This is a genomic window from Mesorhizobium sp. STM 4661 (genome assembly GCF_000359125.1).
Classification (GTDB): domain Bacteria; phylum Pseudomonadota; class Alphaproteobacteria; order Rhizobiales; family Rhizobiaceae; genus Mesorhizobium.
Map to the genome: position 1 here is coordinate 1 of NZ_CAAF010000031.1, position 19,133 is coordinate 19,133.

The window sequence follows — 19,133 nt, forward strand, 5'->3', positions numbered from 1 at the left end:
CCTCTGAAGGTTGTAAACCTTCCTTTGGCCGGGCCGCATTCGAGCCCGGCCATTTTTCTGCACCCCGTGCAAATCGCCTTCGGTGAAAGTTTTGATGCTGTTCTTCGCTTCTAACTTCCCACCAATGACAATCCGCCGGCACGCTCGCGCAGCAGCGCGAGCAGTTCGCTCCGCCGTGCTTCCGGTGTGTCCACGGGCAGCACGAAGCACAGCGTCCTGTTGACGGCGCCGTGGCCGTCGCGGATGGGCGCTGCCATGCACCAGGTGAAGCGGTCGGCCAGAGCAGCGGTCTCGCTGAAGCCCTGCCGGCGCGCCAGGGCGACGTCGGTGAAGAACTCGTCGGGCGCGATAGTGCGGCCGTCGGGAAGCTTGTAGTCGCCCGCCGGAATGAAGGTCCTCAACGCCTCCTCGCTCATATGACCGACCAGCAGCCGCCCCGACGCCGTCCACGGGATCGGCACCTCGACGCCGACATCGCTTGAAATCCGGAACGGACCGGGCGAGTCCCGGCAGTCCAGAACGACATATTTGTTGCCGCGCAGGCCGCACAACTGGACGGTCTCGCCGGTCTCCGCGGCCATCTTGTCCAGCGTCTCGATGATGCGCCGGTAGTGGGCGTTGTGATGCGAATAGGCCCAGCCGAACAGATGCATCGCCCGCCCGAAATAGACGTAGCCTTCGGTTCCGACATTCTCGAGCATTTCGGCTTCGAGCAGGCTGTTGACGATTTCATAGGTGGTCGAGCGCGGCGCGTTGATCATCCTGGCGATATCGCCGACGCGCATCGGCGCCCGGTGCTTCAGCAAGGCCTCGAGCAGCATGATGACGCGGTCGATGCCGCGCCGCCGTTCGCCATTGCGCGGCTCCGCGCCGGCTTCCATTTCGATTCGACCCATGGCGCCATCGCTCATGCCAGCCGTACCCGCGCTAAAATCATTTCGGTCCTCGTCTCAAGACGCTTGAAAGATGTCAAGGCTGAGTCTAGCATCCAATTTGTCCGATATACAGACACATTGTCTGAAATATCAGACACCAATGAGCCAGGCGCAGAAGGTCCTGACGAGAGAACAGACGGTTTCCGTGACGCGGCAACCGGCGGGTTCTCTCGTCCCGAACCCGCACGTCCGGACACAACCACAGAAGGGGAACAATCATGATGAAATCATCGTTTTTCGCATCCGCCAGCGCCCTTTGCCTCGGTCTTCTCCTGGCGATAGGGGCCGGCTCGCAGGCCAATGCCGCCGCCAAATGCATCAAGGGCGACCGCAAGGCGCCGTATACGATCGGCTGGGCCAACATCTATTCCGTGCCGACCTGGATGAAGCAGACGCAAGGCACCATCGAAGCCGAAGTCGAGACCCTGAAGAAGCAGGGGCTGGTCGACAAGCTCGTCGTGACCGACGCCCAGGGCGACGCCAACGTCCAGATCCAGCAGATCCAGTCGATGATCGACTCCGATGTCGATGCCATCATCCTGATTGCCGGTTCGTCGACAGCACCGGCGCGTGTGCTGGCTGACGCCTGCGCCAAGGGCATCGCCATCATCAACTTCGACAGCCTCGTCGACACCGACGACGTAACCGCGAAGGTCAACACCGATTCCGCCCAATGGGGTGATCAGGCGGCCAAGTTCCTGATCGACGCCATCGGCGGCAAGGGCAAGATCCTGATCCTCAACGGTCCGGCCGGCGTTTCGGTCAGCGATGACAGGCGCAAGGGTGCCGACGCGGCACTCAAGGCCCATCCTGACGTGACGGTCCTGGCAGAGACCAACACGCCCTACAATGTCGCGCCTGCCCAGGAAGCCGTCACCAGCCTGCTCTTCGCCAATCCAGAGATCGACGGGATCCTGTCGCTCGGTGGCGCTCTCTCGGCGGGCGCCGTGCTCGCCCTCGACAAGCAGGGTCGCGAACAGGTGCCGATCACTGGCGAGAACGCCCGCCAGTTCCTCGAGCTGTGGAAGGAAAAGGGCCTCAAGAGCTGGGCGACCATGCAGCCGAACTGGCTGGGCGCCTTTGCCACCTACACCGCCGTCCAGGCGCTCGAAGGCAAGGACGTGCCGGCTTTCGTCAAGATACCGCTGCCGGTGATCGACAACTCCAACATGGATCAATACCTCGCCCGGGCGGCCGATTTTCCGGCTGACGGCTACATCTATTCGCCCTACGATGAGGATCTGTTCAAGAAGCTCCTGGCTGGAAAATAAGCCAGAAAGGCCGCAGAAATTGGTCACCAGGGCTCCGCTTCTTGCCGCGCGGGGAGTGTCGAAGTCCTTCTTCGGCAACCCCGTCCTGCGCGACGTTTCCATCGCTCTCCAGCCGGGCCGCGTGCATGCGCTGCTCGGCGAGAACGGCGCCGGAAAGTCGACGCTGATCAACCTCCTGTCCGGCGCCTTGCGCCCGGACGGCGGGACGATCGAGGTCGATGGATACACTGTGTCGCGCATGACCCCCACTTATGCGCGACAGGCCGGGATCGCCGTCGTCCAGCAGGAACTCAGCCTGACGGCCAGTCTCTCCATCGCCGAAAACATCGGCCTTGGTGCCTATCCCAAGCGGTTCGGCCTGATCGACTATCCCGAACTCGCCGCGCGGGCCGGGGCAGCCTGCGATCTTGTCGGGCTTCATGAGCCGCTGTCGACGCCGGTCGGACATCTGCCGCTCGGCCGCCGGCAGATGGTGGAGATCGCCAAGGCGCTTTACCGCACGCCACGCGTGCTCATTCTCGATGAACCCACCTCGTCGCTGTCGGCAACCGAAACAAAGATCCTGACGGACCTTTTGGAGAGGCTGCGCAGCGAGGGTATCGCCATTCTCTATATCTCGCACCGGCTGAACGAAGTCATGACGCTGTGCCAGCATGTCACCGTTCTGAAGGATGGCACTTGTACGGCGGACCGCACCCTGGAAGGAACCGACGCTGCCGGGCTGGTACGGCTGATGGTCGGCCGCGATCCCGGTGATCTGTTTCCGCGATGGCAACCTTCGGCACCGCCTGCCGACGTTATCTCGGTTCGCAAATTTTCGGCCGGCTTGATGCGCGACGTCGATCTCGACATCAGGGCGGGCGAGTTGCTGGGCATTGGAGGCCTGGTCGGGCAGGGGCAGGAGGACTTGCTGCTCGGCCTCTATGGCGCGATCCCGGCCGGCACGGCATCGGCGACTGTCAACGGTGCTTCGGGCTTGCCCGGCGGCGTGCCGAAAGCCAACGCGCTCGGCCTCGCCTATGTGCCCGCCGACCGCAAGCGCGAAGGCCTGCACCTGATCCACCCCATCATCGCCAACATGATGCTGCCCGCCTTCGCAAGGTTGCCGGCGCTGAAGCTGCGCAGCCGCCGCGCCGAGCGCGAGACGGCAAGAGGCCTCGCCGCCCAGCTTGCCATCAAGGGCGACCTCGACCGGCCGGCGCAAGCGCTCTCGGGCGGCAACCAGCAGAAGGTGGCGCTGGCGAAATGGATGCCGCACGATCCGCTTGTGCTGCTCCTCAACGATCCGACGCGTGGCGTCGATGTCGAGACCAAGCGTGAGATCTACATGATGCTTCGAAATTTCGCCGCGGCCGGCAAGGCGGTCGTGCTGCTCAGCTCCGACACACCGGAGCTGGTGCACCTTTGCGACCGCGTCGCTGTGGTCCGGGAAGGCCGCATCGTCGCCATGCTCGATCGCGGGGCATTGAGCGAGGAAGCCATCGTTTCCGCCGCGATGGGCGCCGAACAGCGGAAGGTTGCGGCATGAGCACAGTTCCTTCTGCAGGCCAGGCCGGTGCGCTCTACTGGCCAGTGCAAGCGCGCCGCAATGTCGGTGTGCGCGGCCTGTTTGCGGTCGTTCTGGCGTTCCTCTTCGCCTACGGCTTCCTCTTTCCAGGGCTCTTGACCGCTTCCGGCTTCGCCAAATTCACCCAGAGCTGGTTTCCGCTGGCATTGGTCGCCATGGCCCAGGCAATCCTCATGCTCACTGGCGGCATCAGCCTGGCCATCGGCGCAATGGTCAGCCTGGGTGCGGTCATCGCCGCAACCACGATGACCGGGCCGCTGGGCGTAGCCGGCGGCGCCGCCGCGGTGGCGCTGACCGGTCTTGGTATTGGTGCCGCGACCGGCTTCATCGTTGTAAGGCTTCGCTTGCCGGCCATCGTGGTGACGCTCGCCGGTTCGTTCATCATCGGCGGTGCGGCACTGCTCATCCTGCCAAGGCCCGGCGGCGCCATTCCGGAATGGCTTTCCGACCTGCTTGCCGGCAACACGCCCGCGGCATTCGTGGTGCTGGTGCTCATCGTTCTCTTGTGGAAGCTCTATCTCGCCACGCCGCTGGGTTTGAGCCTCTATGCGGCCGGCGAGAATCCGGTCGGCGCCTATCGCTCCGGCGTGCCGGTCGACGGTGCGCGGATCGCGGCCTACGCGATCAGCGGCCTGCTTTCCACCGGCGCCGGCCTGTTCGTCGCCGCGCAAACGGGCTCGGGCGATCCGGTCATCGGCGCCGCCTTCACACTGAACTCCATCGCCGCCGCCGTGCTCGGCGGCATCGGCTTCCTCGGCGGCCAGGGCACGATGCGCGGTGCGCTTGCCGGCAGCCTGCTGCTCAGCCTGATGATCAGCGTCATGTTCTTCCTCGGCTTCACGCCGGTCGCCCAGTATGTCGCCCAGGGCCTCATCATCATCGGGGCGGTTGCCATCCCGCAATTCCGCAAGGTGCAGCAATGACAGCATGGAAAGACAGCGCGTATGGCAGGCGCGCCTTGACGATCCTGCGCAGCCGGCCGTTCCTCACGGTTGCCATCGTTGCGGCGGTCTGGATCGCGGCAAGCTTTGCTTCGCGCGGCTTCGGCGCCTATGGCCATTTGCGCTATCTGGTCGAGCTGGGCGCCGTCATCGGCCTGGTCGCGGCGGGCCAGACCTTCGTGGTGATCGCCGGCGGCATCGATCTTTCCGTCGCGGCCATCGTCACGGTCAGTGCCGTCAGCCTGCCGCTGCTGTCGTGGCAGGCGGATCCGACCGGCGTTACCGGCATCCTCGCCGTTCTTGTCTTGACGACGGCGATCGGCTTGGTGAATGGGCTGGGCGTGGCGCTGTTGCGTGTTCATCCCATGATCATGACATTGGCGATGGCGACATTCCTGCAGGGTCTGCTGATCATCATCGCCGGCGGCAGCGCCGTGACCGCCGAGAACCCTGTGGTCCGCTGGCTCGGCAATGCGCGGCCGGCCGGGATTCCGGCAGGCGTGCTTTTATGGGTGCTTGTCTCCGTGATCGTGTTGACGACAATGCATGCGACCTCCTTTGGCGCCCGCATCTTCGCCATGGGTGCCAATTCGCTGGCCGCGGCATTGTCGGGGGTTCCGGTCACGTCCACGACGCTTGCGGTCTACGGCATCAGCGGCTTCACTTCAGGGCTCGCGGGCGTGCTGGTGCTCGGCATGAACGGACAAGGCTATGTCGGGATCGGCGATCCCTATCTGCTCGCCTCGATTGCCGCCGTGGTGCTCGGCGGCACCTCGATCCTCGGCGGGCTCGGCACCTATGCCGGCACCATCCCTGGCGCCATCCTGCTGGTCACGATCACCGCGCTGATCACCGTCGTCAACGCCTCGCCCGGCTGGCGCAGTGTCATGTTCGGTTCGCTCATCCTGGGCCTGTTGCTGCTCTCAGGCAGGGAGCAGGCCCGCCGATGACACATCGCCCTGCCGATAGATGCGCCTTGCATTGCCGAAGAACAGCGCCGTCTGATCGTCCGTGGAAAAGTTCTCGGTAATGGCCTTGAAGCTGTCATATACCGCATCGAACGACGCGTGCAGGCCGGCGACCGGGAAGTCGCTGCCAAACATGGCGCGTTCGATGCCGAAACAGTCGATGCAATGCAGGACCACCGGCCTCAAACTATCCAGCGTCCAGTCATGATCGTAGGCGACCAGATCCGATATCTTGATGGCGACATTCTCGCGCTTGGACAAGAGCCGCAGCCCGTCGCGCCACGCCTGCATGCCGTTGGCGTCGCGGTCGATCGGACTGCCGCAGTGGTTGAGGACGAACTGCTGGTCGGGAAAGGCAGCCGCAAGCCGCGCCGCATCGGCGAGCTGGCGCGCAAACACCATCAGGTCGAAGGCAAGCCGGTGTCCGCCGAGCAGGCCAAGGCCGGCGCGCCAGGCCGCGTCGTCCATGATGCCGTCGCGGGCAGCGAAGCGGCGGGCAGGATCGGGATCCCAGCTCAATATGTCGCGTACGCCGACGGCGCGATCGAAAGCGGCCTGCGCCTCGATCAGGGCCGGAGCGCTCGGGCTCGCCAGCGGCACGTGAACGACATAGCGCGCGGCCACGCCCCGCGATTTGTCGAGCGTTTCAAGCCAGCGCGTTTCGCCGACGCAGTCGTCGCTCGCCCAGCCGGCTTCGACATGGACGGTGGCGACGACATCGTGGCGGCTGGCGTCGCGCATATAGTCGTCGGGCAGATAGTTGCGGCGCAACGGACCGAGTTCGCCAAGGCCGCCGCGTTCGTCGGCGGTGGCGGCGAGCCAGGGATGCCGCCCAAGGCCGAGATCCCAAAGATGATGATGGGCATCGATGATCGGTCCGGAGTAAGGCTTTGGCATGCATCGCTCTCAGGGTGCGGCCGGCGCCGGCAATCGGCCCGGCTGTCGTTCCGTAGGGGTAAAAGGGCTAGCATCGTATGATAGAAAACGCACCGGTCCCGCCGCTCGCGGCCCAGGAAAAATTTTCGCTCGACGATCGCATCCGTGGCGTGCCTCCCGGCACCGCAGGGCTGGATGCCAGCCTTGTCGCATCCGAGCAATGGCATCCGGCCGATGGACGCATGTCGCTGCCGGTGCTGACCCTCGACGAGGCGGCCTTTGCCGCCAATCGCGACCTGTTCCTGCGCTATGCGCGCGAACAGGGAGCCGTGATCGCATCGCATGCCAAGACGCCGATGGCGCCCGACCTTGCCCGGTCGCTGGTCGAGGCCGGAGCGTGGGGCACGACTGTCGCCGATATCAGGCAGGCCACGGTGATGCTCAGAGCCGGCCTGACGCGGCTGATCATCGCCAACGAGGTCGGAGGACTGGGCGGTGCGAACCGGCTTGCCGCGCTCGCCTCCGCCTGGCCGGACGCCGAACTCCATGTCTTCGCCGATTCGGTTGACGCCGTGAACGCGCTTGCCGATGCGTGGCGCGCCAATGCGGCGTTGCCGCCATTGCGCGTGCTTGTCGAACTTGGCGCGGGCAGGGCGGGTGCCCGGACCACGACGCAGGCTGAGGCGATCGCCGATGCGATAGCAGCGGCGGGCGGACGGCTGCTGATCGCCGGCGTCGCCACCTACGAAGGCGCAGCGGCGCAACCCGAGCCTGGCCGCACCGACGAGGTGATATCCGCCTTGCTGACGATGGTGTCGGACATGTTCCTGCGGCTTCGCGCCCGCCTCGGCGGCGATGTGCCGCTGATCGCCACCGCCGGCGGCTCGGTCTTCTTCGACAAGGTGGTCGCAGCACTTTCGCCCGTTGTTTCCAGGGACGGCAATGCGACGCTGGTGCTGCGCAGCGGCGCCATCTTCTTCCACGACCACGGCATCTATGACCGCTCGCTGGGCGCGCTCGATTCCCGCAAGGGTTTTGCGGTCGGTGGCGTCAGCGCCTCGGCGCGAAGTTCCTTTCGCCCGGCCTTGCGCCTGTGGGCCGAAGTGCTGTCGCGGCCCGAACCCGGCCTGGCGATCTGCGGCATGGGCATGCGCGACGTGTCGTTCGATCAGGGCTTTCCAACGGTGCTGACGGTCTTCCGTGACGGCAGGCCGCTGCCGCAGCTGGGCGCGCGCGCCGAGGTCGTCAAGCTCAACGACCAGCACGCCTTCCTGTCGCTCGGCGCTGACGCCGACCTCGCCGTCGGCGACGTTGTCGAATTCGGCATCTCCCATCCTTGCACCTGCCTTGATCGCTACCGCGTGATCTTCGGCGTCGATGCGACCGGGCATGTCCGCAACGCTTTCCCAACCTATTTCGGCTGACCGGATCGTGCGGCGGCCGCCAAAAAGAGAACCTCGAAAGGATCCGATATGATCAAGTACTTCCAGTCCGGCTCCCGCATGTCGCAGGCGGTCGTCTATGGCGGCCTCGTGCACATAGCGGGCCAGGTGGCCGACGACCGCAAGGCCGGCATCGAGAGCCAGACCAGCGACGTGCTGGCCAAGGTCGAGGCGCTGCTGGCCGAGGCGGGCAGCAGTAAGTCGAAGCTTGTGGCGGTCAACATCTTCCTGCCGCAGATCGGCGACTTCGAGGCGATGAACGGCATCTACGATGCCTGGGTCGACCCTCAGCGCCTGCCGGCGCGCGCCTGCGTCGAGGCGCGTCTGGCCGATCCCGATCTGCGCATCGAGGTCACAGCGGTCGCCGCGGTCTGAGCCGGCGCCATGCACACCGGCCTCGCCCACACGCTCGACTTCGACCGGGATGGCAAGACATCAGGTCATCTCAGCATTCCCTTTTCGGTCGACCGTTCGCCCTATTTCCAGGTCAAGGTGCCGATCTGCCTCATCCGCAATGGCGAAGGTCCCTCGCTGCTTTTGATGGCCGGCAATCACGGCGACGAATATGAGGGCGAGCTGTCGCTGGCAAAGCTGATCCGCCGGCTCGATCCGAAGCGCATCAGGGGCCGCATCACCATTTTGCCGATGGCGAACGCGCCGGCGGTCATGGCCGCCAAGCGTTGTTCGCCGCTCGACGGCGGCAATCTCAATCGCGCCTTTCCGGGCGACCCGTCCGGCATGCCGACCAGCCGGCTCGCGAATTTCCTCGAGACGGAGCAGTTCCCACGCCACGACGTCGTCTTCGACATCCATTCCGGCGGCACGTCGATGGAACATCTGCCGACAGCACTTGTCGAGCGCAACTCCGATCCCGAGCGCCACCGGCGTGGGGTCGAGCTGATGCGCACGCTTGGCATGCCTTACGGCTTCGTGGCCGACAATGGTGAGGCCTCGCCAACCTCGATGGGTGCGGCGCGCCGGGCCGGCGCCATCGGCATCAGTGGCGAGTTCGGCGGCGGTGGCACCGCCACGGTCGATTCGATGGCGATCACCGCCCGGGCGCTCGACAGCCTGATGGTCGCGCTGGGCGTGGTCGACGCGCCGGTTCTGGCGCCGGCATCGAAACCTTCGGCGCCGACACGGCTGCTTTCGCTGTCCCGGCACAGCCAGGGCGTCTACGCCACCCGTCGCGGCTGGTTCGAGCCCGCCGTGAAGCTTGGCGACAGTGTAAGTTCAGGACAATTAGCCGGCTGGTATCACGATCTCGAACGGCTCGACCTTGTCGAGGAAGCCCTGTATTTCGCCGAAAGCGGCATCGTGCTGTCGCGCCGGCTGCATACGATGTGCGAGGCGGGAGACTGTCTCATGCAGGTCGCCGAACCGGTGGAAGGCTGATGGGAATCCAACCCGGCGTCCGCCCGTGACGTCTTTTCAGAAACTGAGGATATTTCATGCAGCTTTCGATGTGGACCTACCCCTGGGATGTTCAGGATATGGGCCTGGAAACGGTCGAACGCGATCTTGTCGAGCGCGCTGGGCTCAACATGATCAGCCTCGCCACCTCCTATCATGCCGGCCGCTTCCTGCAGCCGCGCAGTCCGCGCCGGAAGGCCTATTTCCCGGAAGACGGCACCATTTATTTCAGGCCGACGGCGGCACGCTGGGCCAGTCTCGCCATCCAGCCCAAGGTCGCGGACGTGATCGCCGAAGGTGGCGACGTGCTTGGTAGCCTTGTCCGCAGGCGCGATGCGGGCGGGCTCGGAGTTTCCTGCTGGACGGTCTGCCTGCACAACACCCGCCTTGGCATGCTGCATCCGCAGGCGGTCACCCGCAATGCCTTCGGCGATGCCAACTACTACAATCTCTGTCCGTCGCATCCGGATGCGCGCGCCTATGTCCGCGCGCTGGTCGCTGATGTCACGCACAGCTACAGGCCGGACAGGATCGAGCTTGAAAGCCCGTCCTTCATGGGCTTTGCCCATGAGTATCACCACGAGAAGGATGGTGTCGGGCTGACGCCGGAAGACGACTTTCTGCTGTCGCTGTGCTTCTGCCCGTCCTGCCTCGCCCGTGCGGCCGGCGCCGGCGTCGATGGCGAGGCGGCGCGCAGGCGCGTCGGCCAGTGGATCGTCGAGACCTGCGAACGCGCGGTGCCCGAACGGCGCTTTCCCGACTTTCCCGCCAGCGGCCTCGACACCTTTCTGCCCTGGCCGGAACTCCATGCCTATCTCATCTGGCGCTTCGAGCCGGTGACCAGCCTGGTCGCGGAACTGCGCGAGGTGGCCCATCCCGCAACGAATGTCGTCATCATCGATCTTAAGGACGGCTGGCTCGGCGGCTGCGATCTGGCGGCACTCGGCAAGGTCTGCGACGGGGCGATCCTGTGTGCATACGACATGCAGGCCGGCGATGTCGCAAGCCTGATGGCGGCCGGCCGCGCCACGCTCGGAACCGGGAAATTCTTCGGCGCCGGCTACCGGCTATTCTATCCGGAAATGGCCGCCCCCGACATCCTTGCCGCTAAGGTCAAGCCGGCGCTGGCGCCCGATGTCGACGGCATCAATTTTTATAATTACGGCCTCGTCCCCGCCGCGCGTCTGGACTGGATAGGAGCCGCGCTGCCTGTTTGAACAGATCGATCAGTGCCCGGTTGAATTCGGGAGCCGTGAACCTGAAAAAAGCACCGCCGGCGTTATCCCGTAAGTCATCCATATGTGCCTGCCTTCCACACTGCGATGCGTGGGAGGCAGCAAATGCGCAAGAATGCACGAGCAAAAAAGCCGGGTGGCGTCGCATGACGGCCGACGCCCTGTTGTCGCCGGCAACGGTGTCCGGCTTCGTGTTCGGCCTCGGGCTGATCTTTTCCCTCGGGCCCCAGAACCTCATGCTTGTCCAGGCGGGATTGACTCGCAGCCATCCTTTCGCGGTCGCTTCCACCGGCTACGTCTCGGAGATCGCCCTGGTGACTATGGGAATTGGCGGGTTTGGAACGCTGCTGACGCACAATCCCGCGATCTCCGGCATCCTGCAGGCGGCATGCGCCGGATTTCTTGCCTTGTGGGGAGCGCGCATCTTGCTTGCGGTCAACGGGACATCCCGCGTGGAGGTTGCGGCAGGCTGCAAGTCGCGATTTCAGGCGATCGGCTCGATGCTTGCCGTCACCTGGCTCAATCCGCTGGTCTGGCTCGAGGCGATGTTTCTCGTCGGGGTGCTCTCATTCAGCTATGGCAGCGAGGAACAGGCAGGCTTCGCCGCAGGGTTCCTCGCCGCCTCCGCAATCAAATTCTATGGCTGGAGCCTGGCCGGGTTGAGCCTGTCCCGCCGTTTCGACCGCCCGATCCATCGCAAGCGGATGGACATTGTCGCCGGCCTCGTTCTGATCCTCGCCGCCCTTGTCTTGGCTGCAAACATCCTGAAAGGCGCTTGAGTGATAGCCGGGCTCACGATTACCCGGAGTTTTGCTGGGCCGCGCGGAGAATTTTCGTCAGCGCGCCTGCCGCGCGAGATGCGGATCGACCAGGGCGCGGATTTCGGCCGCGGGCCCGCCTTCTCCGGCGGCACGCAGCGCCCGCTCGTAGCGTGCATAATCGTCGACCGCGCCTTCGAAATCACGGCGCGACAGCCGCTCCTTGATCAGCGCCTTGCAGATCGGGCCGGCATCCGGATAGAAATCCAAGACCCTGAGATAGACGGAACGCGCCTGATCGGCGTTGCCGGTCGCCTCCATCCGCTGGCCGATCCGCAACCCCAGATCGATCAGGTCGCGACGCACTCTTTCGGAAGCGGCGAGCGACCAGGAACTGGTTCGCTCGTGCACAAACAACGGGCCGGGGAATGCGAGGAAGAGCGCCTCAACGTCGAGGCGCAGTGCCCCGCCATTGGCTGTCGCGACGGCCTTGAGCCGAGCATCCCAGTCGGCAAGGTCGACCCAGACCCTGTCCGACGCCAGGCGAAGCTTGCCTTCGCGCTGGGCAATGAGGTCGGTCCGCCCGAGCAGCTTGCGCAGCCGGTGCAGCGCCTGCTCGCACGCCGCCCGCGCCTGATCGCCGTCAAGGTCGGGCCACAACCAGTCCTGAAGGGTTTCCATCGAACAGGTGTTGTCCTTCGAGATCGCCAGCACCCGCAATATGTCGAGCGCCTTGGTCGGTGGCTTGGCGCCGAGAGGGAGGGGTTCTCCGTCGAGTTCGAGCCGGAAGCCGCCGAGAGCATGGACCTTGAGCGGCCAGGGCCAGGCCGCCGGCCGCCGCTGCGGCACGCCCAGCCGGCGTTCGCGGATCAACGAGCGGCAGAGCTCCGGTTCGATGCCGCGCTCGAGCGCATCGCCAAGCAATTCGCCGAGCAGCTCCGGGACGTTGAGGAGCACCATCGGCCAGGAGATTTCGCGCAGCGCCTCCAGGAAGGCCTTCAGCCGGTCGCCATAATGTGGATCGTCGTCCCACAAGCTTTCCAGGGCGCCGGCCGCCAGGATGCATATCTCGCTCCGCTTGTGGGCGCCGCCGTCCAGCCTGGGCAGCAACTCGCCAAGAAGCATGGCCGCTTCGCGCGGCTTCCTGTCGGCGAGCAGCACCTGGAACTTCGTGATGTAATGCGGCCAGCGCTCGACCATGGGCTCGTTGGCGGCCTCGATCGCCGCCATGAAGCGCTCGCAGTCCCGGTAGGCGGCCGTGAAATCGCCTTGCCGTGCATGCAGCGCTGCGTGGCAATCGGCAACGACGGCCACCTGCGTGGTGAAGCGGCTGTCGCCGATCTCGGCCAATCGTCCGACCACCTGGTGGAACTCGGCAAAATCGTTGCGGACCTTCATCTGCATCTGGAGATGGTAGAGCCCGCCGAATTCCACGCTCTTGAGCGCTTCACGCTCGCCAATGGCGATCGCCGCCCGCAACGCCGCTTCGGACGACGGATAGGGAAAATTCCTTCTTTTGTAGGGAAAGTAACGACCACTCTCCGCGCCGAAGGCGACCAGCCACATGCCGAGAATCCAGGGCAGAACATCCTTGTCGCCCAAATCGTCGATGACGCTGTCGACGGCCTTGGCGAACAGATCGGCCCGCATGGTCGACGCCGAAAGATCGATCAGCGTTTCGCTCGCCAGCAACCGCAATCCGCTCGGATCCTGCCCGGCATTCCTGGTCAACCGCTCGAGCAGGTCGGTTTCCAGCGCCTGTCCGGCCGGGCTGCTGCGGTAGTAGTCCTCGGCGAAGTTCAGCGCCCGCATCATGCCGATGCGCACCAGCATCGCTTCCTCGGCAGGCAGTTCCGGCAGGCCGCGCTGGATCAGCTCGAACGCCCGGCGGGTCCACACGGAAAGGCCTTCGTAGGTCCGCCAACTGGCCGTCTTGACCAGCACCGCGCGCGACACGGTGAGACACAGGCCGCGCGGATCGTCGGCCTCGCCAAAGGCCTGCCATGCCTTCGCCAGCCAGCGCTCCGCGGCGACGTCGTCCGGCACATGGGCCACGCCCAGCCAATAAAAATGCCAGCCGTTCATCAGCGCTTCCGGCAATCGGCCGCACCAGTCGATAAAAGTCGCCCGGCCGCCTTGCGCCAGCACACTTTCCGCGCGGCTCAATATGAGTTTGCCGGCAAGGCCCCAGTCCTCGGCCTGCAAGGCAAGCGGTATGGCTTCATCCAGACGGCCTGCCTCGACGAGGATCGTCGCCGCCTTTCGTTTCAGCAACCTCTACTCTTCCCATGGCACGCGCTGCGCGAAACACCGATCGAGGAAATCCCGCAACAAATCGTGCAGGTAGAAGACGTCGCGGCTGCTTTCCGTACGTGTGACCAGCAACTGCCGTCTGTAGAGCCTGTCGAGCAGCTTTCCCGCCTCGCCCGATCCTATCATCTCGTCCGCCAGTTCGGCGCTGATTTCGGGCAGCAGGTTGAGCTTCAGCAGCATGTCCTGGTCGGTGGCGGGGAGGGAAAGGAAGAAGTGGCGGCCAAGAACATCCAACAGTGGGTTCTGCCCGCCGCTCGTGTCATCAGGTCCGACCGTCGAGCCGTGATCCGCGAGCAGAACCAGTCCGATCGCCCAGCCGCGTGCGGCTTCGACATCGACTGCGACGTTCTTTGAACGCAGTTGGACGAGATCGCGCGCTTCCGCGGTCGAGAATTCAAGCGCCGACCTGTCGACGACTGCCATCTGGCCCCTGAGGATGAGGTCGCCCAGTTCCTCCCGTGGCAGCGTTCGCGAGGCGCAAATACACCGAACCGTGTCCGGAAGCTCGCGGAACATCACCGAAAGCACCCCACGAAACTCCGGCGTGTCGGCATCGTGCAGATCGTCGAGGACCAGAATGGTACCGGGTTTCAGCCGCGCGAAATAGGCCCTGAAGAAGCGCCTGGCGAACTCCTTCGGTTGCTCGGCATATTCCACGCCGAACACCGGCATGTCCGCGGCCGAGGCGAGGGACTGAGTGAGATATTGAAAGAAGCGCGCAATGTCCTGGTCGCCCTCGTCGACGCGGAACCACACATGCGGCGTCTCGACGCTTTCGAGATAGTCGATGACCGCGGTCGTCTTGCCGTAGCCGGCCGGCGCCGCTACCCAGCACACGCTCGATCGCGACCGCCGGTCGATCGCTTCGAGGACACGGTTGCGTCTCAGTATCGCAGCACTGCGCGGCGCCGCCAGCTTGGCGATCAGGCCCTCGCCCGGAAGCTGGCGCGTCGCCTCGGTTTCGACGGCGTCTAGGGGGGTCATGGGGGCTCCCGTTCGACCAATCCTCGGACGCCGGTCGTGCCGCCAGGACCGTTCCGCCGCCCACATCTTTCCCCAGCGTAACGCAATCATGCGACAATTCTAGTGGCTTTGCAGGGTGAAGCGGCATGGCCGATCCGACGCACGGACCTCAATGTCCACGCAGTCGCGAAATCAAGATGCGGATGGCGCCGGGTTGCGTGAGGCGGCGGGCGACCGGTGGATCCCGCATTCCAGCTTCGGCAATCCGCTCCAGCGGCCCGCGCGCGGGTTGTCCGCGCTGCCGCCCGCGACCGTGCAGGGCGCGCAACCGATCGAGAAGTAGCCTTTTTCGAGCAGCGGATGCCGGGGCAGGCGATGGTGATCGAGATAGGCCTCGATCTCAGGGCGCGTGAAGCGGGCGAGCGGGTCGATCTTCAGGCGCCCGTCATCTTCCTCAAGCGTCGACACATCCGTGCGCAGCCCGCCATGATATCGCTTGCGGCCGGAAATCCAGGCCTTGAACCCAGCCAGGGCTCCTTCGAGCGGCAGAACCTTGCGGATGTGGCAGCACCGGTCCGGATTGCGGGAGTGCAGCGATCCCGCAGCGTCCAACGCCCGCAAGGCATCCGCGTTGGGCGTCACCACGCGCACATCGGTCAGGCCGAGCAGCGTTATCAGTTGCGCGCGATAGGCGATCGTCTCGGCAAACAGCTTTCCCGTGTCGAGCGTGATGACGGGAAGCGAACGATCGATCGAAGCGGCCATATGCAGCAGCACCGCCGATTCCGCGCCGAACGAGGAGACGAGCGCGATATTTCCACAAAACAGCCCGGCGACGAGTGGCGCCAGCAGGTCTGGCCCGTCGAGATCATCCAGCTCTGCGATGACGGCCTCATACATGGCGGTTCGACCGATCAACAACAGCGGGAGGCAGCCGGTTCATAGCTTTGCCACGAAATCGAGGATCGCCTGCCGGTCGGCGTCGCCAAGGTCGAAGAAGCGGTCGCGCACGATCTGCGCCGTCCCGCCATGGGCGAGAACCGCGTCGCGCAGCGTGGTGGCGCGGCCGTCATGCAGATAGCGTTCGCGCAGGCGGATGCCGACGAGCGGTGCGGTCCGCCATTCGGCGCCGATGGCGTCGCCCTGGACGATCTTGTCGTCGAGCGCCGGCCCCATGTCGTGCAGCAGCAGGTCCGAGTAGAGCCGTACCTCGCCCTTGACGCCCTCCAGCGCCGGCACATGGCATTTGGCGCAACCGGTCGAGGCGAACAGCCTTCCGCCCTGGCTGCCAAGCATCGCGCCTTCGCTCGACGAAGGCGCTGCGGCCTGGAAGGCCGCCGAGAAGGGGAGCAGCGCACCATAGGCCAGGGCCGCCGACAGAACCACCCCGACAAAACCGACACCAATCAGACGCCAGGCGCCGCCGGCCTCCCCGAGCCGCCCGATGCGTGTGGTGATCCCAAGCGCGACCATCACCATCAGGAACAGGAACTGGTCGACGTCGAGGATCGCGCGGCGCAGTTGCGGATCGAGGGTGATCGCGGAATTGATGAGCACGACGCCAACGAACGCGGCGATGAACCACGGGAACGGGATCGGCGCCGCCTCTTGTCCCTTGTTTCGGCCGCGAAGGACCAGGCCGGCGGCGAGCAGCAGCGGGATGAGCATCAGCACCTTGCTGAGCTTGACCAGCGTGGCGGTGTTCAGCGCCCCATCCGAGATGGCGAAGGAGGCGCCGTAAACCTGCGCCAGCTCGAAGATGCTCGCTCCGACGAACACGCCATAGAGGCGGTCGTCGAGATGCGGTAGCCAACCACTCAGGAATAGGACGGGATAGACGAGCAATGCCACCGTGCCGCTCAGCGTGATCAGGGCGATGGCGATGCCGGCGCTCTGGTCGCGCGCGCGTACCAGCGCGGCCATGGAAAGGATCGCCGCGGCACCGCAGACGGCGCTGCCGGTAGCGACAAGCAGCGCGACCTCGGCGTCCAGCCTGAACAGTTTGCGCGCGATGGCGTAGAGCAGGCTCAGGACCAGGACCAGCTCGATGGCTGCCACCGCAAGCGGCATGAAGCCCAGATCCAGGAACAGCCGCGTGGTGATGCGGAAGCCGACCAGCACCACGGCAAGCCGCAACAGATAGCGCTTGGTGAAATCGAGCCCCGGGCGCAAGGCGTCCGGACAGGCGAAACTGTTGCCGATCAGCAGTCCGAAAAGCATGGCGACGAGGACCGGATTGCGCGACAGCGGCTCGCCAAGTCCGCCGGCGATCCAGCCGGCCGCAAGGGCGAGCGCGGCGGCAACGATGACGCCAGACAGAACCGGGCGCGCCTTTCCCGGCGCGTGCGACAGCGTCAGGGCGAGGCTCATGGCCTGGCCTCGTCGGACAGCGTTCGCAGATAGGCAGCCACCGCGTCGATCTGCGCGGCATCCTGCTCGGCCGGCTGCGCCTGCGCCCCGATAGCGCTGGTGACGCCGAGTTCCTTGGCGAAAGCATCGGCCACCATCTCTTCGAGGTTGGCGATGTCGGCCTTCCAGCCGTAGCGGCCGACCCGCGATGCCCCGTTGGCGTCGACGACATGATGCGCGCGGCCCTTGATGCCGTCGCCCTTGCTGACCGCCTGGGCCTCGATGACGCTGTCGGGTATCTCGTCGATCCTGGCGATGCCGTAGAGCGCGGGCGGCATGCGCAGCGAGATCACATTGGCCTGGCGCGGCATCGCCGCCGGTACGGTCGCGTTGCCGTCGCCCAACGCATAGCGCCTGGCGACCGGGCTGTTGGGATGATCGATCGCAACCGTGCGCCCGGACCCTGGATCCATATGGGCTATCCTGCGCGCAAAATGGCTTTCATCGATGCTCGCGCCGCCGGGGCCGGGATGGCAGGCCACGCAGGACGTTGCGTTGAACAACGGGCCAAGGCCCGCGCGCGGGGTGAAATCGGTCTGGAACAGCTGTTTGCCGCGCGCCGCGAGATCGGCGTCGGCGGCTTTGCCTTGCGTCTCCGGCGTCGTTGCCGATGCGCCGTGCTCGTCGAAGGTGGGGATCTCGATGAGCGCGCCGTCGCGATCCGGGAATCCGGGAAGCTTGCCGCTTATCGTTATCCAGATCCGCTGTGCGTCCGCCGAGGTCGCGATCGCGCGGAGGCGATCGGGTCCCAGAGGCCCGAGGTCGGGAATCTCGATAGTCGCCCGGGCGAGAAGCCGACCGTCCTGGCTGAGCCGCAGCAGCGAACCGTCGCCGCGATTGGCGACGAAGAGATCGGAGCCGCCGGCGAGCGTCGTGTGGCTCGAGAATTGCGGATTGGCGATTTCGGGGATGGCCGGGGCGATGTCGACCGGACGGTCGAATTGCGGCAGTGCGATCGTGCGTGTCCGGGCGACCGTGAAATGCCGCCGGTCGTCCTCGAGGTCGAGCAGCACCAGCCGGTCGCGGCCGGGATCGGCGACATAGAGGACACGGTCCGGATTCCACTTGAAGGCGACGCCGATGACGCCGGGGTCGTCGCCGATGCCCTGGCCGGTGCTTACCGTGCCGTTGCCGGCGCTTACCGTGCCAGGACCGGCCAGGCCGTCGACGCCATCCTGGACATGGATCTGGACCACGCCGCCATCGGCTGTGACGGCGGCGAACACGGCAAAACCGCTGCCGTCCGGCGACGGACCGAGAAATGCGGTTCCGAGCGCGCCGGTCTGCAATCCGCCTGATGTCAGCTGGCCGCTTGCCCGGTAGTTCATGAGCTTGGCGAGCCATCCGCTGGGTTGCGCCTTCGGCGTGCGTTCGCGGTCGGTCAACCGGCCGGCGAACACGCCACCGGCCTCGCGGCTCGGCGCGTTGGCGAGCGGGGCTCCGTCGGGATCGACAACGCTGACGCTGCCCTCGCCATCCATCCCGTTCGGCGCGTTCGCGATCCAGGGCCTTCCGAACGCATTGTTGATGGAAATGTATCGTGGCCCGGACGCGGCCGCGAAAAGGGCGGTTCGGGCCCCCCCATTGTAATGGCGGTTGAGAAACGCATCGCTCTGCGCCGTGTAGAGCTGGACCCGGCCCTCTCCGGCGTCGCCGGTCAGGTCTTGCGGAACGACGATCGCGCCGCCCGACCCGGTCCCCTGCGGATCGATGGACAGGATCGCGCCGGTCGCATGTGTGCCATCGCTTGGCGGGGCGCCAAAATTGCTGCCCACCGCCACCAGAACCCTCCGCGGGTCGAGCACCCGCCCCTCGCGTGTCGCCATCAGGAATTCCGGATTTCCCGGTATCGGTCCGCCGACGTGGAAACGCCCCACCTCGCGCACGCCGGCCACGTCGGGCAGCCCGACCGCGACGATACGAGCGCTTAGGCGCCAATCGGGGATCCGATCGTCCGCGAGCCCCTGGGTCGGCAGCAGGCTGAAGGCCATCGCCGCCGCCATTGCCGTGTACCGGCGAGCGGAACAAGCCGACGGTACGGA

Annotated in this window: 16 protein-coding genes; 9 read left to right on the forward strand and 7 right to left on the reverse strand. The window is 65.6% G+C overall.

Features of this window, described 5'->3' with window-relative positions:
• Positions 1-110: 110 nt before the first annotated feature.
• Positions 111-896 (reverse strand): IclR family transcriptional regulator, encoded by a 786-nt coding sequence (locus MESS4_RS10790; protein ID WP_244441113.1) that lies wholly within the window; start codon positions 894-896, stop codon positions 111-113.
• Positions 897-1,153: 257 nt separating this feature from the next.
• Here MESS4_RS10790 and MESS4_RS10795 point away from each other — a divergent pair, with 257 nt between their 5' ends.
• The 4 genes from MESS4_RS10795 to MESS4_RS10810 are packed head-to-tail and all read left to right on the forward strand — an operon-like array spanning position 1,154 to position 5,664.
• On the forward strand, positions 1,154-2,206 hold the full coding sequence (locus MESS4_RS10795; RefSeq protein WP_006329902.1) for an ABC transporter substrate-binding protein: 1,053 nt from the start codon (positions 1,154-1,156) through the stop codon (positions 2,204-2,206).
• Positions 2,207-2,225: 19 nt separating this feature from the next.
• A complete protein-coding gene (locus MESS4_RS10800; RefSeq protein ID WP_006329904.1) occupies positions 2,226-3,734 on the forward strand; it encodes a sugar ABC transporter ATP-binding protein in 1,509 nt (502 codons plus the stop codon).
• On the forward strand, positions 3,731-4,696 hold the full coding sequence (locus MESS4_RS10805; protein WP_006329906.1) for an ABC transporter permease: 966 nt from the start codon (positions 3,731-3,733) through the stop codon (positions 4,694-4,696). The genes MESS4_RS10800 and MESS4_RS10805 overlap by 4 nt, the downstream gene beginning before the upstream one ends.
• Positions 4,693-5,664, forward strand: a complete 972-nt coding sequence (locus tag MESS4_RS10810) for an ABC transporter permease (RefSeq protein ID WP_006329915.1) — start codon at positions 4,693-4,695, stop codon at positions 5,662-5,664. Before MESS4_RS10805 ends, MESS4_RS10810 begins: the two co-directional genes overlap by 4 nt.
• Here the strand turns inward: MESS4_RS10810 and MESS4_RS10815 are convergent.
• On the reverse strand, positions 5,638-6,579 hold the full coding sequence (locus MESS4_RS10815) for an amidohydrolase family protein (protein ID WP_006329916.1): 942 nt from the start codon (positions 6,577-6,579) through the stop codon (positions 5,638-5,640). The two genes, MESS4_RS10810 and MESS4_RS10815, sit on opposite strands and share 27 nt — an antisense overlap.
• A gap of 77 nt (positions 6,580-6,656) precedes the next feature.
• On the opposite strand from MESS4_RS10815, the gene MESS4_RS10820 reads away from it, so the two are divergent.
• Genes MESS4_RS10820 through MESS4_RS10840 form a run of 5 tightly spaced genes read left to right on the forward strand, consistent with a single transcriptional unit; the run spans position 6,657 to position 11,427 of the window.
• Positions 6,657-7,982, forward strand: a complete 1,326-nt coding sequence (locus tag MESS4_RS10820; RefSeq protein WP_006329924.1) for an alanine racemase — start codon at positions 6,657-6,659, stop codon at positions 7,980-7,982.
• 48 nt (positions 7,983-8,030) lie between these two features.
• Positions 8,031-8,375 (forward strand): RidA family protein, encoded by a 345-nt coding sequence (locus MESS4_RS10825; RefSeq protein ID WP_006329939.1) that lies wholly within the window; start codon positions 8,031-8,033, stop codon positions 8,373-8,375.
• 9 nt (positions 8,376-8,384) lie between these two features.
• Complete coding sequence (locus tag MESS4_RS10830) at positions 8,385-9,395, forward strand: succinylglutamate desuccinylase/aspartoacylase family protein (protein WP_006329940.1); 1,011 nt, start codon at positions 8,385-8,387, stop codon at positions 9,393-9,395.
• A 56-nt stretch (positions 9,396-9,451) separates the two neighbouring features.
• On the forward strand, positions 9,452-10,630 hold the full coding sequence (locus MESS4_RS10835) for a hypothetical protein (RefSeq protein WP_006329941.1): 1,179 nt from the start codon (positions 9,452-9,454) through the stop codon (positions 10,628-10,630).
• Positions 10,627-11,427, forward strand: coding sequence for a LysE family transporter (locus MESS4_RS10840; RefSeq protein ID WP_244441114.1), 801 nt, complete (start codon positions 10,627-10,629; stop codon positions 11,425-11,427). Before MESS4_RS10835 ends, MESS4_RS10840 begins: the two co-directional genes overlap by 4 nt.
• Positions 11,428-11,484: 57 nt before the next feature.
• On the opposite strand, the gene MESS4_RS10845 is transcribed toward MESS4_RS10840, so the two are convergent.
• The 5 genes from MESS4_RS10845 to MESS4_RS10865 all read right to left on the reverse strand — a co-directional run bounded on the left by MESS4_RS10845 (position 11,485) and on the right by MESS4_RS10865 (position 19,094).
• A complete protein-coding gene (locus MESS4_RS10845; RefSeq protein WP_006329943.1) occupies positions 11,485-13,680 on the reverse strand; it encodes a hypothetical protein in 2,196 nt (731 codons plus the stop codon).
• 3 nt (positions 13,681-13,683) lie between these two features.
• Positions 13,684-14,703, reverse strand: coding sequence for a hypothetical protein (locus MESS4_RS10850; RefSeq protein WP_006329944.1), 1,020 nt, complete (start codon positions 14,701-14,703; stop codon positions 13,684-13,686).
• Positions 14,704-14,874: 171 nt separating this feature from the next.
• Positions 14,875-15,582 (reverse strand): phosphoadenylyl-sulfate reductase, encoded by a 708-nt coding sequence (locus MESS4_RS10855; RefSeq protein WP_006329945.1) that lies wholly within the window; start codon positions 15,580-15,582, stop codon positions 14,875-14,877.
• A 39-nt stretch (positions 15,583-15,621) separates the two neighbouring features.
• On the reverse strand, positions 15,622-17,052 hold the full coding sequence (locus MESS4_RS10860; protein ID WP_006329946.1) for a putative sulfate exporter family transporter: 1,431 nt from the start codon (positions 17,050-17,052) through the stop codon (positions 15,622-15,624).
• On the reverse strand, positions 17,049-19,094 hold the full coding sequence (locus MESS4_RS10865; RefSeq protein ID WP_006329947.1) for a di-heme oxidoredictase family protein: 2,046 nt from the start codon (positions 19,092-19,094) through the stop codon (positions 17,049-17,051). Before MESS4_RS10865 ends, MESS4_RS10860 begins: the two co-directional genes overlap by 4 nt.
• Positions 19,095-19,133 lie beyond the last annotated feature (39 nt).

Bases quoted from the DNA above. Each gene is read 5' to 3' on its own strand.
- MESS4_RS10805 (WP_006329906.1), top strand. From the start codon at position 3,731: ATGAGCACAGTTCCTTCTGCAGGCCAGGCCGGTGCGCTCTACTGGCCA.
- MESS4_RS10865 (WP_006329947.1), bottom strand. From the start codon at position 19,094: ATGGCGGCGGCGATGGCCTTCAGCCTGCTGCCGACCCAGGGGCTCGCG.
- MESS4_RS10855 (WP_006329945.1), bottom strand. From the start codon at position 15,582: ATGTATGAGGCCGTCATCGCAGAGCTGGATGATCTCGACGGGCCAGAC.
- MESS4_RS10815 (WP_006329916.1), bottom strand. From the start codon at position 6,579: ATGCCAAAGCCTTACTCCGGACCGATCATCGATGCCCATCATCATCTT.
- MESS4_RS10850 (WP_006329944.1), bottom strand. From the start codon at position 14,703: ATGACCCCCCTAGACGCCGTCGAAACCGAGGCGACGCGCCAGCTTCCG.
- MESS4_RS10860 (WP_006329946.1), bottom strand. From the start codon at position 17,052: ATGAGCCTCGCCCTGACGCTGTCGCACGCGCCGGGAAAGGCGCGCCCG.
- MESS4_RS10810 (WP_006329915.1), top strand. From the start codon at position 4,693: ATGACAGCATGGAAAGACAGCGCGTATGGCAGGCGCGCCTTGACGATC.
- MESS4_RS10790 (WP_244441113.1), bottom strand. From the start codon at position 896: ATGGGTCGAATCGAAATGGAAGCCGGCGCGGAGCCGCGCAATGGCGAA.
- MESS4_RS10825 (WP_006329939.1), top strand. From the start codon at position 8,031: ATGATCAAGTACTTCCAGTCCGGCTCCCGCATGTCGCAGGCGGTCGTC.
- MESS4_RS10830 (WP_006329940.1), top strand. From the start codon at position 8,385: ATGCACACCGGCCTCGCCCACACGCTCGACTTCGACCGGGATGGCAAG.
- MESS4_RS10835 (WP_006329941.1), top strand. From the start codon at position 9,452: ATGCAGCTTTCGATGTGGACCTACCCCTGGGATGTTCAGGATATGGGC.
- MESS4_RS10820 (WP_006329924.1), top strand. From the start codon at position 6,657: ATGATAGAAAACGCACCGGTCCCGCCGCTCGCGGCCCAGGAAAAATTT.
- MESS4_RS10795 (WP_006329902.1), top strand. From the start codon at position 1,154: ATGATGAAATCATCGTTTTTCGCATCCGCCAGCGCCCTTTGCCTCGGT.